The organism is Gemmatimonas aurantiaca T-27, assembly GCF_000010305.1.
GTDB classification, from domain to species: domain Bacteria; phylum Gemmatimonadota; class Gemmatimonadetes; order Gemmatimonadales; family Gemmatimonadaceae; genus Gemmatimonas; species Gemmatimonas aurantiaca.
Map to the genome: position 1 here is coordinate 1,621,780 of NC_012489.1, position 19,853 is coordinate 1,641,632.

A 19,853-nucleotide genomic window follows, 5' to 3' on the forward strand; every position below is an offset into this window, starting at 1 on the left:
CCGCTATCGCGGAATACGCTCTGCCAGGGCTTTGCGCATGTCCGCCTGGAAACGCGCCTTCTGCGTTTCATCGAACCATGGCACCCGATTGGAGTGGCTGATGGCGCTTTCGATGGCCTTGCGTGCCTCGGCGTGGTTGCCGGCCGCGTCGTAGGCATCGATCAGCAACGTGTACCCGTGCATCACGTCAGGAAACCGGTTGAGGTACTCACGAGCACTGGCCACGGCACGTTCTCCATTGCGATGCCACAGCCACGCGCTCACCACACGGGCCTGTTCACCGGGTGTGGCGCCGAGGCTGGCGCCACGTTCGAGATGCAGCCGCTGATCACGCGTCGCCACGCCGCGTTCCAGAAGCGCGTCGGCGTCGCCGAGTCGCTTGGCAAGACTGTCGTCGATGGCGGCGGGGAGACGCCAAATGCTGTCGCTGAACACCGCCCATAGCCCCATCGGAATGGTGATGAGGGGAGTGCCGGTATGATCGAGGCCAGGGGCATCGACGCGGTGGATGCGCCACGACGCCGGTCGCACCGCGGTCAACGCCGTGAGCAACCGTTCGGAATTGGCGAGTGATCGTGGCTCCAGTGTGCCCGCCGAAACGACCAGCCAGCGAGGGGATGCCGATGAATCGGAGCGCACACACTGTGTGGTGACTGCGAGCGAGGAGTCCGACACCGACGGACTGATGGCCACCACGGCAGGGAACATGCGCCCCGCTCGGCACATGGCACCCAGGGCAAACCGACCTCCCAGCGAGTGCCCGATCAATGTGTGGAACGGCGCGGTGCGGAACTCCCTGTCGATCTTTGGCAGCAATTCATCGGTGAGGAAGCGCAGGAACGCGTCCTCGCGGCGAACAAGATCACCGGCACGGTCGCCCTGTTCGATCGCCACGACGATCTGCGGTGGCATCGCGATGGGGTGCTGGTCACCGGTGAGTTCGTAGCCGGCGGCGGCGACCGCGATGTCGTTGAAGGCCTTCACCTGCCCGTCGAGCAGCACCACCACCGGGTAGCGCCGCTTCGCCAGCCCGTATCCCTCTGGCAGGTGCAGGTGCACCACCCGCGTCTCGCCAAGCGCGGCCGAAGGCACCCGCAGCACGCGCGAGCTCTGGGCGTTCATGTGGGTCACCGGCGCCAAAGCGGCCAGAACCATGAATGCCCGAACCATGGACAGGAAGCGCGGGATGTGCGGCATACGATGGCGAGGGGCTGAAAGACGGAGAATCCGATGGTGCAAATGTGTCGTCTGGGGACGAACGGCGGGATAGCGCCACCGCGCCACCCAAAGACACTCCAACGCGAAACGGGGGCTGCCGCGTTTCCCACTGGGACCATGTGTATCCCACGGCGCCGCTGCAGAATCGCGTTTCGACTGGCGGCGCCACGGCATCCCGTCCATGATGTGCCGTGCAATCACTCCTCGAGGATCCTGCTGCGCAGGATCCGGACCGGAATCCCGTACCGGAGGCGACCTGATGACCCGTTCCCCCGTGTCCCGCGAAGCAACCTGGGGCACTCTCATGTGTGTGGCCGCACTGGCCAGTGCGACGACGGCGTCGGCGCAGGGGAAGCGTCCGATGTCCTGGCTCGACGCACAGTATGTGCGCAACGCCGGCGGCGCCGAAGTCTCGCCGGACGGCAAGCAGGTCCTCTACACGCTGTCCACGCCCGACTGGAAGGAAGCCACCAGCCAGAGTGACATCTATCTGGTGGATGTGGATCGTGGTCTGGCCAGCACGAAGCAGCTCACCTTCACCACGGCGAAGAATGAGACGCAGCCGCGGTGGGCCCCGGGTGGTGGTTGGTTCGTGTTCAGCTCGAACCGTGAATCGGCGGCGGGGCAGGCGAACCAGCAGCAACTGTTCCTCATGCGGGCCGATGGCGGTGAAGCCCGTCGCATCACCAACGCGCGCGACGGTGTTTCGACCTTCGAATTCACCCGTGATGGTCAGTCGCTGATCTATCGGAGCGGCAAGAGCAACGAAGAACAGCTCTACGCGCTGCCCGTGGCCTCGTTGGCCAAGGGCACACCGGTGGACTCCCTCTCCCCTGCGCAGCTCACCAAACACGCGACGGGTGTCGGCACGTGGCGCATCGCGCCCGATTCCCGCCGCATCTACTTCACCACGGCCGACAGTGTCGACGGGGACGAGAAGGCCCGCCGCGACAAGAAGTTCACCGTCGACGTGCGCAATGCCGAAACGCCCGTGGCGGCACTGTGGGCGTTCGATATCGCGTCGCGCTCGGAAACGCGTCTGACAAAAGATGCCACGCAGGCCGTGTCGGGGTTCACCATTTCCCCCGATGGTCGTTGGATCGGCTTCAACGCCACGCCCAACGACCGCTACAAGCGCAACGTCACGGAAGAAGGCATTTACGCCGACGTCTACCTGCTCGATACGCAGGACAACAGCGTCGAGCGGCTGACGAACAACGAGGAGAACTCCGAGAGCGCCCTCAGCTTCTCGCCCGATTCGAAAACGATCGCGTTTTCGGCGTCGGACGACATGACGCGCTTCAACATGAAGAACCGCCGCGTGTATCTGCGCGACGCGGCCGCCAAGGGACAGGCGTTCCGCAAGCTCGGTGACTATGACGGCGATCATTCGGTGAACTTCTGGGCCCCCGATGGCCGCACCATCTACTTCAGCACCGGCGCCAAGGCCACCACGCAGCTCTTCGCGCTCGACGTGGCATCGGGCAAGACCACGCAGCTCACCAATGTGGACGGTGTGCTCAGCGTCTCACAGGAAGAGGACAGCAAGCGGTACCTGATCAACTATCAGGATCCGACCACGCCGCCGGCCCTGTTCACGGTGTCGTCGCTGGACGCCGTCAAGAACCGCGCCTCATGGGTGCAGCTCACCGACGCCAATCCCTGGGTGCGCGAGCAGTTGTCGCTGGGGGAGACCAGTGAATTCACCTGGACCTCGAAGGACGGCAAGAAGGTAGGCGGGGTGCTCATCAAGCCGGTCGGCTATCAGGCCGGCAAGAAGTATCCGTTGCTGGTGGCCATTCACGGTGGACCGGCCGCGGCGGATCTGCTGAGCTTCAATGGCGGCTACGGCGCGCAGACCTATGCCGGCAAGGGCTGGGTGGTGCTCATGCCCAACTACCGCGGTTCGACCAACTACGGCGAGGCCCACAAGGTGGGCATCGTGGGCAACTACTTCCCGCCCGGCTACAACGACATCATGACCGGTGTCGACGCGCTGATCGGGCAGGGGCTCGTGGACAGCACCAAGATGGGCGTGCTGGGCTGGAGCGCCGGCGGTCACTGGAGCAACTGGATCGTCACGCACACCAACCGGTTCAAGGCGATCTCGAGTGGTGCCGGCACGTCGAACTGGATTTCGATGTACGCGCAGAGTGACATGCAGCGCAATCGGCAGCATTATTTGGGTGACAAGTTGCCGTATGACGATTTCGAGGCGTACTGGCGGCAGTCCCCGATCCGCTACATCCGTGCGGCCAAGACCCCCACGATGATTCACGTGGTGGAAGGGGATCCGCGAGTACCGAGTCCGCAGAGTGTGGAGCTCCATATGGGGCTCAAGCGGGTCGGCGTGCCCACGGAGTTGTTCATGTATCCAGGCGCCTCGCACGGCATTCCCGATGCGCGGAACCGGCTACTCAAGAGCACCGCGGAGATGGCATGGATGGACTATTGGGTCTTGGGCTCGGGCAAGAAGTTCTCCTGGCGCGATGTGCTCCAGACGCTCGAAGATCCGAAGGCCGACAAGAAGGTCGAGATCAAGGGGCCCTGAGTCGGGCTCTTCGCTGGTGCTCGAATCCCCGGGCGCGCGCGGCATCGCGTGTGCCCGGGCGTACGTCCTTCAATGGCCGATGGCGTTGGTGGTTCGGCGCCGTGTCAATGATGTGGAGCGTGGCCAGCGTCGAGGCGCAAGCCAGCGGCGCGGTCACCGCTCCTGCCGACAGTGCGCGTCTCACGGTCACGGTCCGCAATGAGGCAGACGGACGGGTACCGAATGCCGAGGTGATCGTGGTCCTTCAGGATCGCGAGGTACGCAAGCGGACAGATGCGACGGGCGTGGTGCGTTTCGCTCTTGTCCCTGACACCCTGGAGCTCCTGGTGCGTGGCATCGGGTATACCGAACAGACACACGCCTTGGCCATTGGATCTGGCGAGAGTGGCGCCACGGTGAAGCTTCAGCGGCAGAGTACCACACTCGGCGCCGTGCACACGGTCGCTGAGCGCTCGATGACCGCTCGGGAAATGGAGATCGACAACCGCATTCGTTCCGGTATTCCCACCGACCACATACGTCGGGAATACATCGACAAAGTCAATCCGATCTCCTTGCTGCAGATGATCCAGCGGATGCGGGGCGTGACGATCGGAACGACCGTCGAAGGTACGCGCGTGCCAATGACACTGCGCGGCGACCGCCCAAGCTTGTTGACCCCACGGCGCCCATGTTTTCTGCGCATCATGGTGGACAACATTCTGTTGCCCGAAAAAACCGATCTTGATGCGATACCGCCGGTTGACGTGTATGCCGTGGAGTTGTTCGCGCCCGCGCGTATTCCGCGGGAGTTCGCCGGCACGCGCAATGACCTGTGGTGCGGCCTGATTGCCGTGTGGACGAGAACGCAATGAACCGGTGGCATGGAGGCTGGCGCACGGCTCACCGTATCGCCTGCGGGTTGGGTGTGATGCTGTTCGCGTCACCTGCTGCTGCGCAACGGATCAGCGGTATCGTGGGCCGTGAGAGTGGGCCGCCTGTCTCAGGGGCCGTCGTCCTGTTGCTGGCTGAGACTCGGGACTCCGTCCTGGCCCGCGGTGTCACCTCAGCGAGTGGTCGATTCCTCCTGAGTGCGCCTGCTGGCGGTGTCTACCGTGTACAGGTACTGCGCATTGGCCAGCGACCGGTGGTGCAGGGGCCATGGCAGATCGGTGCCGATGAAACGCGAAACGTCGCGATCACGGTCGCCGAGGAGCCCGTGCGGTTGGCGCGTTTCGATGTGAAAGCTGATGGTGAATGCCGCAACAATCCGGCCGCGAACACACTCGTTGGCCAGTTGCTGACGGAGTCCCGGACGGCGTTCCTGGCCAGTGTGTCGGCGTTGCCTGAAGGCGCTGGGTACACGTCATATCGACTCTACGAACGCCCTGAAGATCTGAAGGGTGAGCCGCTGGCGCCGGAGATGGGGCTCATGGTGACGCGTGCCTCTGCCCGTCCCTTTGAGAGCCTACCGCCGGATTCGATCCGCAAGATCGGCTATGTGTCGATCGACGGAGACAGTGTGATCTATCGGGCACCGGATGCCGAAGTGCTGCTGTCCGACGGATTCCTCGCCACCCACTGCTTTCAGGTAGTGGAAGGTGTTGGGGGCAACACCGGCGCCATGGGCATCGCATTCCGTCCCACCGCACGCCGCCGTGGCGTGGTGGACATTCGCGGCACCATCTGGATGCGTCCAGACACCGCTCTGCCGCGTGTGGTGGAGTTTCAGTACGATCCGGTGAGCCGCGAAGAAGAGAGAGCGTCCATCGGGGGCATGGTGGAGTTCGCGACCACCACCGCCGGGACCTGGTTCGTGCGGTCTTTTGCGTTGCGCATGCCGCGCCTGCTTCTCCATCGAGTCAATGCGGTGTTGGGGCGACGACCCATCGGCGGGCGTGTGAGCCAGGCGTTGAATGGTATCATCGTTCGTGGCGGTGACGTGCTCGAAGTGCGGGTGGGGGAGCGCGCGCTCTTCGTCGACAGCGCTGCCCTGCGCTACGCCAGGTCCGAGTCCGATGTGGCGGCGGCGCGTGACAACGCCCTACAGCAGTACTACGCCGCCGACACCACACGCCGCCCCGCCCAGCGTGACTCGAGCGCGGCTCAACTCACGGTGCGTGTGCGAGGCGCCAACGACAGCCTCATCGCCGAGGCAGAGGTGGTGGTGGCATCGCGGAGCGGCGAAGTGGTCCGGCGCACGGACACCTTTGGCGCGGTGCGCTTCGAGGCGCTGCCGCCAGACACCATCGAACTGACGATCCGCCGTTTGGGGCTCGAGGCGGAAACGCATGTGTTGCTGTTGGCCACCGGCGAAAACGAACTGTCGCTGCAGATGCGCGCGACCGGCACGGTGCTGGACAAGGTGACCACAGTGGCCGATCGGCCAATGACGGTTCGCGAAGCCGAGATCGACAACCGCATTCGAGCAGGTATTCCCAGTGACTTTGTCCGGCGGGACTACATCGACAAGGTGAACCCGATTTCGCTGCCGCAGATGCTGCAGCGCCTGCGTGGTATCTCCATCACCACCATCCCAACCGGGGAGAAGGTTGCCGTCTCCAGTCGGCAAGACAGCCCCAGTCTGATCGCGCCAGGGAAGCCGTGCGTACTCCGGACGATGGTGGACAACATCATCATGCCCGAGAACTACAGTCTCGACAATGTCCCGCCCATGGAGGTGTACGCCATCGAATTGTTCCAGCCGTCGCGTATTCCGCCGCAGTTCTCGGGCACTCGCACGAATATCTGGTGCGGACTGATCGCCATCTGGACGCGAAGCCAGTAGGGCGCCCCAGGCGGATGATCGTGTTCCGGACGGCACATGGATGGGCCAAGCAGCCCATCCTCAGCCCGCCAACAACCCCGGCATCGGCGACGGAACGCTGAGCGCTTCCTGAACCGCCTGGATTACCGCCTCCGGCAACGGCTCGGCGTTGGCGCGTCGAGCCGCTTCCATGACGAGCGTGAGCGCGCGCGCCTGGGCCGCGTAGGCCGCCAGCAGGGCACCACCAGCCCCGGGCGTGGCGACGATGTCCCGCGCCAATTCTTCGAGTTGCCGCACCAGGGCGGGCGATCCGGACAAAGCCCCCGGCATCGAGCCCGAGGCACCGCGGGCATCGGCGCGGCTGATCGGGGCCTTCTCCTCGGACGGGCCAAAGCCCGGAAATCCGGCCGGGGCCAACGCTTCCTGCACTCTGTTGTTACTGGCGGCCAATACGGCCAACCGACGACGGGCCACCTGCGACGACTCGAATCCCACGCCTGACTCTCCGAAAAGGGACGTCTGCCGGCGCCTCTTCAGGGCTGCCCTCTTGACAGATGTCGACCTGTTACATAAATGCGACAGTGATCTGGATGCGGTGTGTCTGTGCTAACCGCAAGCTGTGGTGCTGCTTACTGCGTCTCCCCTTCGTCGGGGCTGCCGCACGAGTGGCGCGGCAGTGCGGGGAGTGCGGTTCTCCGCTTCTCGATGTTCAACGCACACTCCTGCGGGACCCCGTTCGAGCCCTCCACTGGAGATGGCTGGATGCACGTCCTCACTTCGGCTACTGATCGAGACCTTGCGGCGAGGGAGCTGGCCGAATTGGCCAGAACCACCCTCGACGAGCATTGGGCCGTCGCTGCTATCCCCGCGGATCGACGCGCGCTCCTGCTGGAGCGAGCCGACGCGGCGGCGCTGTTGCCCGGTGACGGACTCGGCGAACCGATCTCCGACGGCCTGGCCTTGCTGGGGACGGCGTACGAACTCGCCGCGCTCAGTCAGTTGGAAACGGCGCTGCAGCCGGTTCCCAGTGCCGGACGCGACCTCGCCCAAGCGGTCCTGACCCTCGGCGCGGCGCGGGCCTTCCGATGTGCCGCCGCCCTGCGTCCGCCCATCGACGAGGGCGAGTCGGCCGTCACCTGGGCCCTGCGCCTTGGGGCGCTGGCCCTGGTCTCCCGACAGACGGAGAGCTACGTACGCTGGTGGGATGCTCGCTACCACGTCAGCGAGGTGGTCAAGCGGACCGCCAGCCGTCTCGAGTCGGAGCCATGGGAACCGTACGCCCGCGGCACCCTCTGGGTGGCCTGGCTGGGCTTGCTCGGCGCTCCCGTGGCTGCCATTCCCGAGCACGCCGCAGATGAACTGCCCATGCTCACGGCCACCCGCAGTCGCCTCGCGGCGTTCCGTGAACGCCGAGCGGAGCATGACATGCCCGGCGACGGCCCCGTGCTGAACGCTGCGGCCCTGCGTGCCCGCATGGTCGAGTTCGCCATCCGCCATCTGGCGGACGCTACCGAACTGCTGACCGTGGCCGTTCTCAGGCGCACGCTCCCCGACGTGTCGGGCGAGTTCAAGCTCCACCTGAGTGCGGCTCGTTCCGCCATGGCTGGCGATCATGGGCAGGATATGCTGCTGGCGTGGTTGCAGGCTGCCGGCGTTACGCTGGCAGGCGGCGTGACCGCGCAGCTCGAACTCCCAGGATTCTAGTCCGACCAGCGCCATCGGCGCGGCCATTGGAGCGCCACACCCGGTAGGTCCGGCGACCCGTGCTGCCCACGGGGAACGCCACTCGGCTCCCACCCATCGGAATGATGTCGGCCAGGAGGGCCCCGAGGACGCGACGCGCCTCTTCGGCCGCAAGCTGATCACCGGCGTTGGCCATGGATTCCGCCTCGATCCGGAACCATTGCACGCCCGCTTCGCTCTCCGCACGCACGACGTACTCGTCCTCAGCCGTCCAGAACGCACTGAGTCGGCTCACCTGCCAATCCATGTGGATAGCAAGACTTGTGACAGGTGCGGATTCCATCGCGCCAGTTGGAGCGTCGCAGGCAACCACGTGCATAGCAATATTCCGTGAGGTTTCAGGAATGTGAGCCACTGAATTCGGAAAGGCGTTTGGCGAAACAGTGGGCGGGGATGTTATGACGATCGTCCTGCCGGCGCAATACGCGGTGAATGGCTAACTTATTGACATTGTTGTAGATATCTGTTGAAAGTCATGTTGATAACTTGCTAAGTGTCATATTGGAACCGGGCTGGGGCTGTGGGTGTTGTGGATAAATGGTTCCGTGATGGGGTGCATAAAGCCGAACTGGCACCCTTCGTTTTCCACAATGGCTGTGGTCACAAAAGTGCTCATTGCTTGCTTAAAAACACTGCTGAAGATGCTCAACGCGGCGACCTGAGCCGTGACAGCATTCGACGCCAAAATACTCCGCTGAGCCCATGGCGGAGTCCGCGAACACAACACACTATCCCGAATTCACGAGCCACTCACGCGAGGTAGAAAGACGTGTCCATCGAACCACGGATCGGTCTGCTGGTGGGGCGGGAATGGTCATTCCCCCCGGCCTTTCTCGATGCGGTCGCCAAGCGCCAATCCGGCGTCGAGGCTGAGTACGTCAAACTGGACGCCACACCCATGGCGCAGCCGGTCCCGTATTCGTTGATCATTGACCGTATCTCGCACGAGATCGGCTTCTACCGGACGTACCTGAAGCACGCGACCAGAATGGGGACCACGGTGGTCAACAACCCGTTCATGTGGTCGGCTGATGACAAGTTTTACGACGCCACGCTAGCCGTGCAGCACGGGGTGGCCCATCCCAAGACGATGGTGCTGCCCAACCGGGACTACATCCCAGGGATCTCGCATACGGAGTCGCTGCGGAACCTCGCCTATCCGCTCGACTGGCCGGGGGTGGCGGAGTACATCGGATTCCCCTGCATCCTGAAGGACGCGCACGGGGGCGGCTGGCGTGACGTGTACGTCTGCGACACCATGGATGAGCTGCTCCGCCACTACAACGAGAGTGGGCTGCTCACGATGGTGGTGCAGGAGTTCATCCACTGGGATGCCTACGTGCGTTGTATGGTGCTGGGTCGAGAGCATGTGCTCCCCATGCCGTACGATCCGCGGCAGCGCCGGTACATCCCCGACCCCGGGTATCTGGGGGCCGAACTCGAGGCCCGCTGTGTGCGCGACGCGCTCACGCTGTGCCGGGCTTTGGGGTACGACATGAACACGGTGGAGTTTGCCGTGAAGGATGGCGTTCCCTACGCCATCGATTTCATGAATCCGGCGCCCGACATGGATATCAACTCCCTGACGCCCAGCTATTTCGAGTGGGTGGTGGAGCATATGGCCGATCTGGCGATCAAGCTGGCGACGGCTCCGCGGGTGGCCGTACCGGAAGGCCCCATCATTACCTCGCCGCCGACCATCCGCTCCAAGTCCGGGAAGTAGCACATGTCTCCAACGGCTGTCCCGCACTTCGACACGTATCACAATCTTTTGCTCGCCGACGCGGCACTGGCCGAAGACTCGGCCGACGTGCTCGAACAGCAACTGCGTCAGGATGGACTGTTCTTTGGAGATCGGGCGCTGTGCAGCGTATTGCGTCCGCGCTTTCTCACGCTGGACGAGTACCGGTTGATCTCCCGAGCGTGCTGCCTGGTTGGCAGTGCCTTCGATAAGGTGCGGGTGGCAGCCATGGCGGACGCCGGGCTGCGATCACAATTCGGACTGACGTCGTGGGAAGAGCAGCTTATCCACGCGGACCCCGGATTCCCGGTGGCGAGTCCGACGTCGCGTCTCGATGCCTTTTTTGCCGCCGGCGAGGACGGGCTCAAGTTCACGGAATACAACGCCGAGACGCCGGCGGGTGCGGCGTACAACGATGCCCTGTCCTCGGCCTTTCTGGCGTTGCCGGTGATGCAGGCGTTCAACCGTTCGCATATCGCCCTGCCTATTCCGGCGGGCGCCGGCGTGGTGGACTCCCTGCTGCAGGCCTACCATGCCTGGCGGGGGCGGCGCGAAAAACCTTCGGTGGTCATTCTCGATTGGCGCGAGGTACCCACGTACAGCGAGTTCGTGCTGTTCGAGCGGGAGTTCCATGCTCGCGGGATCGATGCCTTCATTGGCGATCCGCGTGACGCGGAGTACGCCAACGGTCGGCTGACCGTGGCTGGTCGTCCGGTCACGATGATCTACAAGCGGGTGCTGATCGACGAACTGGTAACGCGGGAAGGGCTGGATTCTCCCGTGGTACGGGCCGTGAGAGATGGTGCGGTGTGCATGGTCAACCCATTTCGTTGCAAGCTTTTACATAAGAAAGCCTCACTTGCCGTGTTAAGTGACGAACGGCAGTCGGGGCTCTTCACGGCCGAGGAGCAGATGGCCGTTCGGCGCCATGTCCCATGGACTCGGGTGGTGGAAGAGCGCCACACGGAGCACACATCTGGGGCGGTGGATCTGGTACCATTCGTGGCAGCCAACCGTGAGCGGCTCGTGCTCAAGCCAAACGACGAATACGGCGGGAAGGGTATCGTGCTGGGCTGGACCGTGGACGATGCCACCTGGGAGGCTGCGATTCGGACGGCACTTGCAGAGCCGTATATCGTGCAGGAGCGGGTGGAGGTGCCAAGTGAGCCATGGCCGGCGATGGTGGACGGCGCGGTGCACATTGGTGACCGGATGCTGGACACGGCGCCGTTCCTGTCAAATGGATCGACCGTGGCCGGCTGTCTGACCCGTATCGCGACGGACCCGCTCCTCAACGTGACGGCAGGCGGCGGTTCGAACGTACCGACCTTTCTTGTTGAGGCACGTTGATGTCCCAGTCGTACCATGCGTATCGCCCGACCATCGGGCTGACGACCCAGACACTGCACTCGATCGACGGCATTCCGCCGGCGTTGCCTTCATCGTGGGTGATGAACCAGCGGTACTTCGTGGCTGCCACGATGGCGGGCGCTGTACCCTGGATGATTCCACTACTCGATGATGATCTGCCGACACTGCGCGAGATCTACGAGCGGTTGGACGGTTTGTTGATCCCCGGCGGTGTGGATATCAACCCGGCGGAATACGGCGAAGCGGTGCGCCCGGAGTGTGGAAATCTCGATCCGGCGCGTGATCGAGTGGAGCTGCAACTGGTGCGTTGGGCCATTGAAGATGGCAAGCCGGTCCTGGGTCTCTGCCGTGGTCTGCAGATCATCAACGTGGCGCAGGGCGGCACGATGTGGCAGGATCTGGCGTCACAAAACCCGTCTTTCCACAAGCACGATTTCTTCCCAACGGCCGGCTATGAGCGCGATCATTTCGCGCATGAAGTTGATGTCGTACCGGAAACGCGCTTGTCACAACTGCTCGAATCCACACGGTGCCCGGTGAACAGCATGCATCATCAGGGGGTCAAGGAACTCGGGCGTGACCTGGTGGTGTCGGCGCGGGCTGATGATGGACTGACGGAGGCGATCGAGGGAGTGAGCGACAGCTTTCTCGTTGGCGTGCAGTGGCATCCTGAAGTGTTCGAGATGGCGGACCCTCACACCCGGCATCTCTTTGCGGGCTTCATCCGGGCTGCCGTGGACTGGTCAACCGCCAACAACACGTCCCGCTCGGGCGTGGAGGGATGAATGCGAACGCCAAGCCTGACGGTCGGAATCGAGGAAGAGTATCAGATCATCGATCCGGTCACCCGTGACCTGACGCCCGGCTTCGATGCGCTGGTGACGTCGGAGGACGCCCAGTTGGCGGACGTCAAGGCGGAGCTCCACCAGTGTCAGGTGGAGATCGGCACCAAGGTCTGCAGTTCCATCAGTGAGCTGCGCACCGAGCTGGTGAAGTTGCGCGGGCTGGTGATCAAGGCGGCGGCGCAACACGGACTGACCATCGCGTCGGCTGGCACGCATCCGTTTTCGAACTGGATGAATCAGGAGATGACGCCCAAGGAGCGCTATCTGGGCGTGAAGGCGGAGCTGCAGGATCTGGCCCATCGCCTGCTGATTTTTGGCACGCATGTGCATGTCGGCATTGAAGATCCGGAGTTTCGCATCGACTGCCTCAACGCGTCCCGATACATCCTGCCTCACATTTTGTGCCTGTCCACATCTTCGCCGTTCTGGTTTGGTCGTAACACGGGGCTGCATTCCTATCGCAGCATCGTGTTCAAGAACTTTCCACGTACGGGCGTACCTCGCATCCTGAATGGCTGGGGCGACTACGCCGATCTGGTGGACACGCTACAGAAGACGCGCAGCATCCCCGACGGCTCGAAGGTGTGGTGGGATGTGCGTCCGCATCACCACTACCCGACGCTGGAGTTCCGCGTCTGCGATGTGAACACGCGCGTGGACGAGGCGGTGTGCATTGCGGCCATCCTGCAGGCGGTGGTGGCCAAGATGTGGAAGCTGCGGCGCGACAATCTGACGTTCCGTGTGTACGCCTCGGATCTCATCGAAGAGAACAAGTGGCGGGCGGTGCGTTGGGGGTTGGGCGGCAAGCTGATCGACTTCGGCAAGAAGGAAGAGCTGCCAGCGTCGGTGCTCATCCGCGAACTGGTCGAGTGGTTCCTGGATGACGTGCTCGACGAACTGGGCACGCGCAAGGAAGTGGAGTATGCCTACCGCATCCTGGAAGAAGGCTCGAGCGCGCAGCGGCAGTTGGCGACCTATGCTCGCACGGGCGATCTGCGGGCGGTCGTGGATCAATTGATCCGCGAAACGGCAGAGGGGGTCTGCGAACCCACACTCGGCCCGCCGCTCGAAGGGCACGCATCGCCGATTGGCGCGATGCCGCCGTCATCGCTGGTACCGCCGTCACCGGCGGCGCGGGGGCAGACGGTTCCCTGAGCCGATGGTGGGCTTGGCAGTGGAAGGTCGGGCGGTGGCGTCGACATGGCACCGCCCGCAATGATCTGATGATGCCGGTGGAGGCTGGCGGACGATATTGCCATTCGTCCTCGGGAGGAAACCCTGCCAGCCTTCATCCACGCTGCCCTCAGTGAAGCCGTGATCCGGTGCGCTTACGACGTGCGCCGGCAGTTGCGCCCGGGGCTCGCCGAAGTGCTCTACCGTCGAGCGCTGGTCCTCGAATTGGAGGAGCAGCGCCTTTCGGTCAAAACGGAGGTCCCGTATGCCGTGTGGTACCGCGGCCAGGTGATTGGGACTTACCGCGCCGATGTCGTGGTCGACGAACGCATCATCGTGGAAGTGAAGCACGTCGACCGGCTGGTACAGGCACACCGCGACCAGCTACACAACTACCTGCGCATTGCGGAACTCCGCGTCGGATTGCTCGTGAACTTCGGTGTGCGAAGCGAGGTCCGTCGCGTGGAGAACTGGCAGTTCGGCGATTCGGTGCCGCCGGCTCGGCTCATGCCGATGGAAGGGGAGGGAATTGGAAGGGAATTGGAATGGATTGAAGGGTTGCCTGCCGGGCGCCGCTGCGCGGCGCGAACACAGCATGAAGGCAAGGGAAAGCAGCAGGGAACTGCCAAAATCGGGCAAAAACAAAAAATAGAAATTGAAAACAACCAACGACCGGAAGGAAATCGGTGAGCCGTTTCCCTTGGCTCCCTTGAATTCCTGCTGTTTTCAGCCGCGCAGCGGCAAGCAGTAACCCTTCAGCCCCTTCCCATTCCCTTTCACTCCCCAGCCCGGTCAGTCGACAAAGGGTCGCCGAGCAACGCGTTGTCGTCGGCCGCATGCACGAGAAGGAGCGCGCGGGCCACCTGTTCCGGCAGATCGTGCACAAAGAGCTCGACCCAGCTGCCGGGGTCGGACCCACGAATCCCTGTTCGTACACGGAGCTCGGAGCCAGCGCCCGAGACAGCGCCAACCGCGAAGCTTCGGCGGGCTGTCCGACGATGAACGACCTCGACCTGCCACAGCGAATCCTGCGAGGTGACGCGTACGTCGAAAGCACCGATGGATGTGGCATGAAGACCCGCTGCGGTCAGGGCCATCGCTCCTGCCGCTGCTCGAAGTTCCGGCGCGACGTGGGGCATGACATCGCGCACGAACACATCCGCTGCCGAGATCGCGCCAGGTGATCCATTGGTGGCGAGAGACAGCCACCGCAGCAAGTCCGGTGTGATACGCGCTGCGGCGCCACTCAACTCGACGCAACGCGCCACGTAGCCGAGGACCTGTCGCACTTCGATGCGGTCCACCTCATCGAAAAACCACGCGCACGACGTGAAGGTGCGCAGCGATGCGCGTGAGAGCTCCAGCAGTTCTGCCGCACGCTGGCGCTCCTCTGTGCTCAGTCCACTGCGCACGTGCTGCGCAACGAACGCGCCCAGCTTTTCGCCGTCGAACGCCACTACCTCACCGTAGGCATCACGCACGGACCACGGGTCTGCGGCAAACAGCGTCGCCCCTTCGCGCTCGAACACCTCCTGGCATCGAACAGCCAACTGTTCCATCGCGTGGCGCAGTGGGCCACGCCATTGCTGCGCGGGAGGCTTTCCTCCATCGATGCGGCAACCGCAGTTGCTGCGCCATCGTTCGACACCATGCGAACAACTCCACGCCGACGGCGATACGATCGACACATCGGCGTGCGGCGCATGCTGCGCCACCAGTGCCCCGAGGTTCGTCAACCGTGAGTGCGTGCGCCGTGCCACCAGTGACAGCGCCTCGGCCAGGGTCGAATCACCACCGTGATGATGATGCCCAAACGTCTCCCCATCGGTGGCGAGCGTCGTGCAACGCGCCGACGTCAATTCCTGGCCGCGATACGGTGTGAGGCGCCCCGCCAGCGCTCCCGAGTCGCGAAGCAATCCACCAAACGCCACGTCGCCAGCCAGTGCACCGTCGTAGGGCACGATGATCAATTCACGTCCAGAGGCACCGCGCCACCGCACCGGCATACCGCTGCCATCGTGACCCTGCACCTGATACGGCGCGAGCACGGTGTAACGAATACCCTCCGCCGCTGCTGCTTCGAGTGTCTCTTCGTTGATCGCGCACTCGGGAAACCAGAAACCTTCCGGCGCGCGTCCGAAGCGACGTGTGAAGTCGCGGATGCCCCAGCGGATTTCGGTGATTCGGTCGCGTGGTGATGCGAGCGGAAGAATCACATGATGGTACGGGGCCGCAATGGCATTGCCATGTCCCCAGCGTGCCACACTCGCAGCGTCGCCGGCTTGCATGGCATGCAACACATGCGGGGCTTCGGAATCGAGCCACTCACACAGCGTGGCCCCTACATCGAAGGAACACCAGGCGTAGAGATTGATCAGGCGTGCCAGTCCGGCCTTCGCATCCGGTTCCCCCGGTGACGGGACCGCATCACGCCCCGTGAGCCGATAGGCGGCCGCTGACGCCAGACGGGTGTAACACTCGCGCGTGATGCGCGCATTCCAGTCGTGATCGGGCGCTGCCGATCGTTCGGTGTCGACCACCTCGAACCACGGATCCTCGCGTGGCGGTTGGTACAGGTGTTGATGGATGATGACGGAATGTGTGCCCATGGCTGGCCTCAGCTCTGCGAAGCGCCGCGCTGCTGCGCCCGCTCGGTCGCCCGCTGATACACGCTGGCATACCGTTCCGCGGCCCGCTCCCAGCCAAAGTCTCGCTTCATGGCCGCACGCATGCGGGCCGCCCAGGCCGCCGGATCCGAGAAACGGGCCAGGGCGCGTGAGATGCCCTGATCGAAGCTCGTTGGCGTGAATTCGTCGAACAAAAAGCCCGTCACATCGTCTTCGATGGTATCGGCGATGCCACCGACACGACGACCCACCGGCAGTGCCCCATAGCGCTGTGCACGCAACTGCGTGAGACCGCAGGGTTCGTACTGTGACGGCATCAGGAAGATGTCGACGCCAGCCATGAGACGATGCTCCATGCGGTCGGTGAAATCGAGCTGCACACCGACATGACGCGGGCGCGCCTGCGCGAGCGCCAGCAACGCCTGTTCGAATCGCGATTCACCAGCACCCAGGAAAACGAACTGCGCATCGAGTGTCCACACACGATGCGAGTTGAGCAGCAGATCGAGCCCCTTTTGCGCGACCAATCTTCCCGTGAATCCGAAGAGCGGCATCTTGCGACGCTGAGGCAAGCCAAACGAACGCTGCAACGCCGCCTTGCAGCGAGCCTTGTTGGCCGGATCGTCGATGGTGAATCGCGCCGTGATCTGATCGTCCTGCGACGGATCCCAGACCGACTGATCGATGCCGTTGGTAATGCCGGTGAAACGGGTACCGAGCCACTGAAACACTTCGTGCAACCCAAAACCGCCGCCGGCGGTGCGCAGCTCCTGCGCATGGGTCGGGCTGACCGTGACCACCATATCGGCGAATGTCAGTCCGCCCTTGAGCAGGTTCACACGACCGTACCACTCGAGATGCCGGAAATCGTACACTTCCGGCGGAATGCCACATTCGCTGAGCACCGACGACGGAAAGTGCCCCTGATACCCGGCGTTGTGCACCGACAACACCGTTGGCGTGGTGGCATACCGTTCGCGCAATTGCTCGTAGCTGCGCATGTACATCAGTGCGAGCGACGTGTGCCAGTCGTGAGCGTGCACGAGCACGGGGCCTGCAATCAGGCGCGGGATCGCATCGAGCACGGCGCGCGAAAACAGCGCGAATCGCCGTGCATTGTCGGTGTAGTCACGCCCGCCCTCGCCATACAACCCGCCGCGTGCGAACGCACTCGGGATATCGACGAACACGACCTTCGGTCCCTTCGGCGGATGGACCTCGCGGAAAAAACGCACTTCTTCGCTACGAAATCCGAGATCGACCACGATGGGCCGGCCGAGTGGTGCGAGATCGGGCGCATGATCCCGCACCGTGCGATACAGCGGGACAAACACCACCACATCCGCCCCACCACGCACCTGAAAATTGGCCAGTCCCATCACCGCCTCGGCCAATCCGCCGGTGCGAGCATACGGACTGTACTCGGCCGTCAGATGCACGATGGTGCGCGCCGTGCGGTCGTCGGAGGATCCCGGTGCGGATGATGACAGACTGAGTGCCGGCGTCGGCTTGCTCATCGATACGTGATGGAAGTCAGAGAGGACACGACCTCACGCCGTTGGCGGATCGTCAGGAAGTGCATCGCCGAGAATGGAGGGCGCGTAGTAGCCGCGGGCGTACTGCTCCACCATGCGGCGTGCCGTGAACTGCTGGCCGGCCACCCGCACCGCGTGCTTCATCATGAGCAGCCAACGGCGCGGCAGCTCGCTCTTGTCGCGGTCGTAATAGCGTGGTACGACTTCCTGTTCGAGCAGTTCGTACAAGCGGCGTGCCGTGCTGGAGCCTTCATCGCTGTCCACTTCGGGTTCGATGGACCAACCGTTGTTGCCTTCGTAGCCTTCTTCCCACCAGCCATCGATGGTGGAGAGTTGGGGCACGCCGTTGAGTGCGGCCTTCATACCGCTGGTGCCCGACGCTTCGAGTGGCACACGGGGCAGGTTGAGCCACAGATCCACGCCCTGCACCAGCAGGTGAGCGAGGTGCATGCCGTAGTCTTCGATGAACGCCACGCGTCCTTCGAAACGTGGATCACGCGTGAACTGATAGACGTTCTGCAGTACCTGCTTGCCCGGATTGTCGGCCGGATGTGCCTTGCCGGCGAAGACGATCTGCACGGGGCGCGACGAATTGGTCACGAGTGCGCGCAAACGCTCCACGTCACGGAAGATCAGATCGGCCCGCTTGTATGTGGCAAAACGGCGCGCAAAACCGATGGTGAGCACATGCGGATCGAGCAGCGTGCCGGCACCGACGAGCTGGGTCGCTTCGAGACCACCCTGCGCGAACGCGCGGCGGGCCTCTTCACGCACCCGGCGCATGAGGGTGTGCTTGAGACGCTGGTGGGTGAACCAGAGCTTCTCGTCGTCGAGCGTGAGAATCTGCTCCCACAATGCCGGGTCGTTGCTGTGTCCCCACGCCGTTCCGAGGTGCTCGTCGAGCAGCTTCATGATCGGGTTGGCCATCCAGGTGGCCAGATGCACGCCATTGGTGACATGTCCGATCGGCACCTGCTCGGCATCACGACCGTTCCACATCGAGCGGCTCATCTCCCGCGTGACGATACCATGGCGACGGGACACGGCATTCACCCGCCGCGAGAGGCGCATGGATGCCGATGTCATGTGGTACACACCCGAACCCGACTCGGGGTGATAGCCGATGCGGGCGAAATCTTCCTGCGCGATCCCCATGTCGGACCAGGTGGCCTCGCCTTCGGCACAGCGCAACACGTCGTTGGTGGCGAAGTGATCGTGGCCGGCCGGCACGGGGGTGTGCGTGGTGAACACACTGGCGTTGCGCACGCGCTTGACGGCATCGGCATAGGGCACGCCTTCCGCACACAGCTCGCGGACGCGCTCCACCATCATGAACGCCGCGTGGCCTTCGTTGGCGTGCCAGGCCGCCGGCGCGATGCCGAGCGCACGGAGCGCGCGCACGCCGCCCACCCCGAGCAGCCATTCCTGGCGGAGGCGCATGGCCGGACCACCCGAATACAGCTTCGAGAGCAGGGGCCGATCGTCCGGATGGTTCTCCTCGAGGTCGGAATCGAGCAGGTACACCGGCACACGACCGACCTGCATCTTCCACACGCGAATGTGAATGTCGCGGCCGAAGGTATTCACCGTGACGAGATGACGAGCCCCATCGCGTCCCGGGAGCGGCGCCAGGGGCACCGAGCGGAAATCGATGCGGGCGTCGGAGTCTTCCTGCCAGCCGTCTACCCGAATGTGCTGGTCGAAGTAGCCATTGCGGTACAGGATGCCCACCGCCACCAGCGGCACACCGAGATCGGAGGCCGTCTTGAGGTGGTCCCCGGCGAGCACGCCGAGTCCGCCCGAGTAGATCGGCACGGAGTTGTGAATGCCGAATTCGGCGCAGAAGTACGCCACCGGGCGTCCACGGAGCTCCGGGAAGGTGCGGGCATACCAGGTATGTTCGTCCGACCGTTCGGCGGCCAGCCACTGCATGGCGCGATCGTACCGGGCGCAGAACTGCGCGTCTTCGGCCAGTTCAGCCAATCGTTCGGCCGAGACGAGTTGCAGCAGGCGCAGCGGATTGTGACGCAACTGTTGCCACAGGGTGTCGTCGATCTCCTTGAAGAGCATCCGCGCATCGCGGTTCCAGCTCCACGCGAGGTTGTGCGCGAGCTGGGCAAGCCCCGTGAGGCGTGGCGGCAGCGTGGGGCGGACGGGGGACAGCGGATTCAGGGAGCCTTCAACGGACACGGTCATCTCGACGGAACGGGTGGTCAGCGGCCAGGTAGGGACTGTCATCGACGCCCCGTCCCACCGCACGCGTGCTGCGGCAGGTGGCCGCCGAAAGGTATGCAGCGGGCCGA

15 protein-coding genes are annotated in these 19,853 nt (G+C 63.8%); 9 read left to right on the forward strand and 6 right to left on the reverse strand.

Annotation, left to right across the window (positions count from 1 at the left end; all coding sequences use genetic code 11):
* Positions 1–3: 3 nt before the first annotated feature.
* A complete protein-coding gene (locus GAU_RS06920; RefSeq protein WP_041265350.1) occupies positions 4–1,197 on the reverse strand; it encodes an alpha/beta hydrolase in 1,194 nt (397 codons plus the stop codon).
* A 280-nt stretch (positions 1,198–1,477) separates the two neighbouring features.
* Here GAU_RS06920 and GAU_RS06925 point away from each other — a divergent pair, with 280 nt between their 5' ends.
* The 3 genes from GAU_RS06925 to GAU_RS06935 all read left to right on the forward strand — a co-directional run bounded on the left by GAU_RS06925 (position 1,478) and on the right by GAU_RS06935 (position 6,536).
* Entirely contained in the window at positions 1,478–3,769 is a 2,292-nt protein-coding gene (locus GAU_RS06925; RefSeq protein WP_169307620.1) for a S9 family peptidase, read from the forward strand.
* A 119-nt stretch (positions 3,770–3,888) separates the two neighbouring features.
* Positions 3,889–4,623, forward strand: a complete 735-nt coding sequence (locus GAU_RS06930) for a carboxypeptidase-like regulatory domain-containing protein (RefSeq protein WP_156798930.1) — start codon at positions 3,889–3,891, stop codon at positions 4,621–4,623.
* Positions 4,620–6,536: a carboxypeptidase-like regulatory domain-containing protein gene (locus tag GAU_RS06935; protein ID WP_012682844.1), complete on the forward strand. Its 1,917-nt coding sequence runs from the start codon at positions 4,620–4,622 to the stop codon at positions 6,534–6,536. Before GAU_RS06930 ends, GAU_RS06935 begins: the two co-directional genes overlap by 4 nt.
* Positions 6,537–6,596: 60 nt before the next feature.
* Here GAU_RS06935 and GAU_RS06940 read toward each other — a convergent pair whose 3' ends face one another.
* Positions 6,597–7,010, reverse strand: a complete 414-nt coding sequence (locus tag GAU_RS06940) for a hypothetical protein (RefSeq protein ID WP_012682845.1) — start codon at positions 7,008–7,010, stop codon at positions 6,597–6,599.
* Between the two features lie 267 nt (positions 7,011–7,277).
* Here GAU_RS06940 and GAU_RS06945 point away from each other — a divergent pair, with 267 nt between their 5' ends.
* Positions 7,278–8,219 carry a hypothetical protein gene (locus GAU_RS06945; protein ID WP_012682846.1) on the forward strand — a complete coding sequence of 314 codons (942 nt, stop codon included), beginning with the start codon at positions 7,278–7,280 and terminating at the stop codon, positions 8,217–8,219.
* On the opposite strand, the gene GAU_RS22180 is transcribed toward GAU_RS06945, so the two are convergent.
* A complete protein-coding gene (locus tag GAU_RS22180) occupies positions 8,170–8,493 on the reverse strand; it encodes a hypothetical protein (RefSeq protein ID WP_156798931.1) in 324 nt (107 codons plus the stop codon). The two genes, GAU_RS06945 and GAU_RS22180, sit on opposite strands and share 50 nt — an antisense overlap.
* A gap of 534 nt (positions 8,494–9,027) precedes the next feature.
* Between GAU_RS22180 and GAU_RS06950 the strand changes: the two genes are divergently transcribed.
* The 5 genes from GAU_RS06950 to GAU_RS21630 all read left to right on the forward strand — a co-directional run bounded on the left by GAU_RS06950 (position 9,028) and on the right by GAU_RS21630 (position 14,078).
* Complete coding sequence (locus GAU_RS06950) at positions 9,028–9,981, forward strand: ATP-grasp domain-containing protein (RefSeq protein WP_012682848.1); 954 nt, start codon at positions 9,028–9,030, stop codon at positions 9,979–9,981.
* Between the two features lie 3 nt (positions 9,982–9,984).
* Positions 9,985–11,349: a circularly permuted type 2 ATP-grasp protein gene (locus GAU_RS06955; RefSeq protein ID WP_012682849.1), complete on the forward strand. Its 1,365-nt coding sequence runs from the start codon at positions 9,985–9,987 to the stop codon at positions 11,347–11,349.
* Positions 11,349–12,155: a gamma-glutamyl-gamma-aminobutyrate hydrolase family protein gene (locus GAU_RS06960; protein ID WP_012682850.1), complete on the forward strand. Its 807-nt coding sequence runs from the start codon at positions 11,349–11,351 to the stop codon at positions 12,153–12,155. The genes GAU_RS06955 and GAU_RS06960 overlap by 1 nt, the downstream gene beginning before the upstream one ends.
* Positions 12,156–13,370 (forward strand): carboxylate-amine ligase, encoded by a 1,215-nt coding sequence (locus GAU_RS06965; RefSeq protein ID WP_012682851.1) that lies wholly within the window; start codon positions 12,156–12,158, stop codon positions 13,368–13,370.
* Between the two features lie 159 nt (positions 13,371–13,529).
* Entirely contained in the window at positions 13,530–14,078 is a 549-nt protein-coding gene (locus GAU_RS21630; protein WP_012682852.1) for a GxxExxY protein, read from the forward strand.
* A gap of 86 nt (positions 14,079–14,164) precedes the next feature.
* On the opposite strand, the gene GAU_RS06975 is transcribed toward GAU_RS21630, so the two are convergent.
* The 3 genes from GAU_RS06975 to glgP are packed head-to-tail and all read right to left on the reverse strand — an operon-like array spanning position 14,165 to position 19,746.
* Positions 14,165–15,997: a DUF3536 domain-containing protein gene (locus GAU_RS06975; protein WP_012682853.1), complete on the reverse strand. Its 1,833-nt coding sequence runs from the start codon at positions 15,995–15,997 to the stop codon at positions 14,165–14,167.
* Between the two features lie 8 nt (positions 15,998–16,005).
* Positions 16,006–17,532 (reverse strand): glycogen synthase, encoded by a 1,527-nt coding sequence (locus GAU_RS06980; protein WP_012682854.1) that lies wholly within the window; start codon positions 17,530–17,532, stop codon positions 16,006–16,008.
* A 33-nt stretch (positions 17,533–17,565) separates the two neighbouring features.
* Complete coding sequence (gene glgP / locus GAU_RS06985) at positions 17,566–19,746, reverse strand: alpha-glucan family phosphorylase (RefSeq protein WP_012682855.1); 2,181 nt, start codon at positions 19,744–19,746, stop codon at positions 17,566–17,568.
* Positions 19,747–19,853 lie beyond the last annotated feature (107 nt).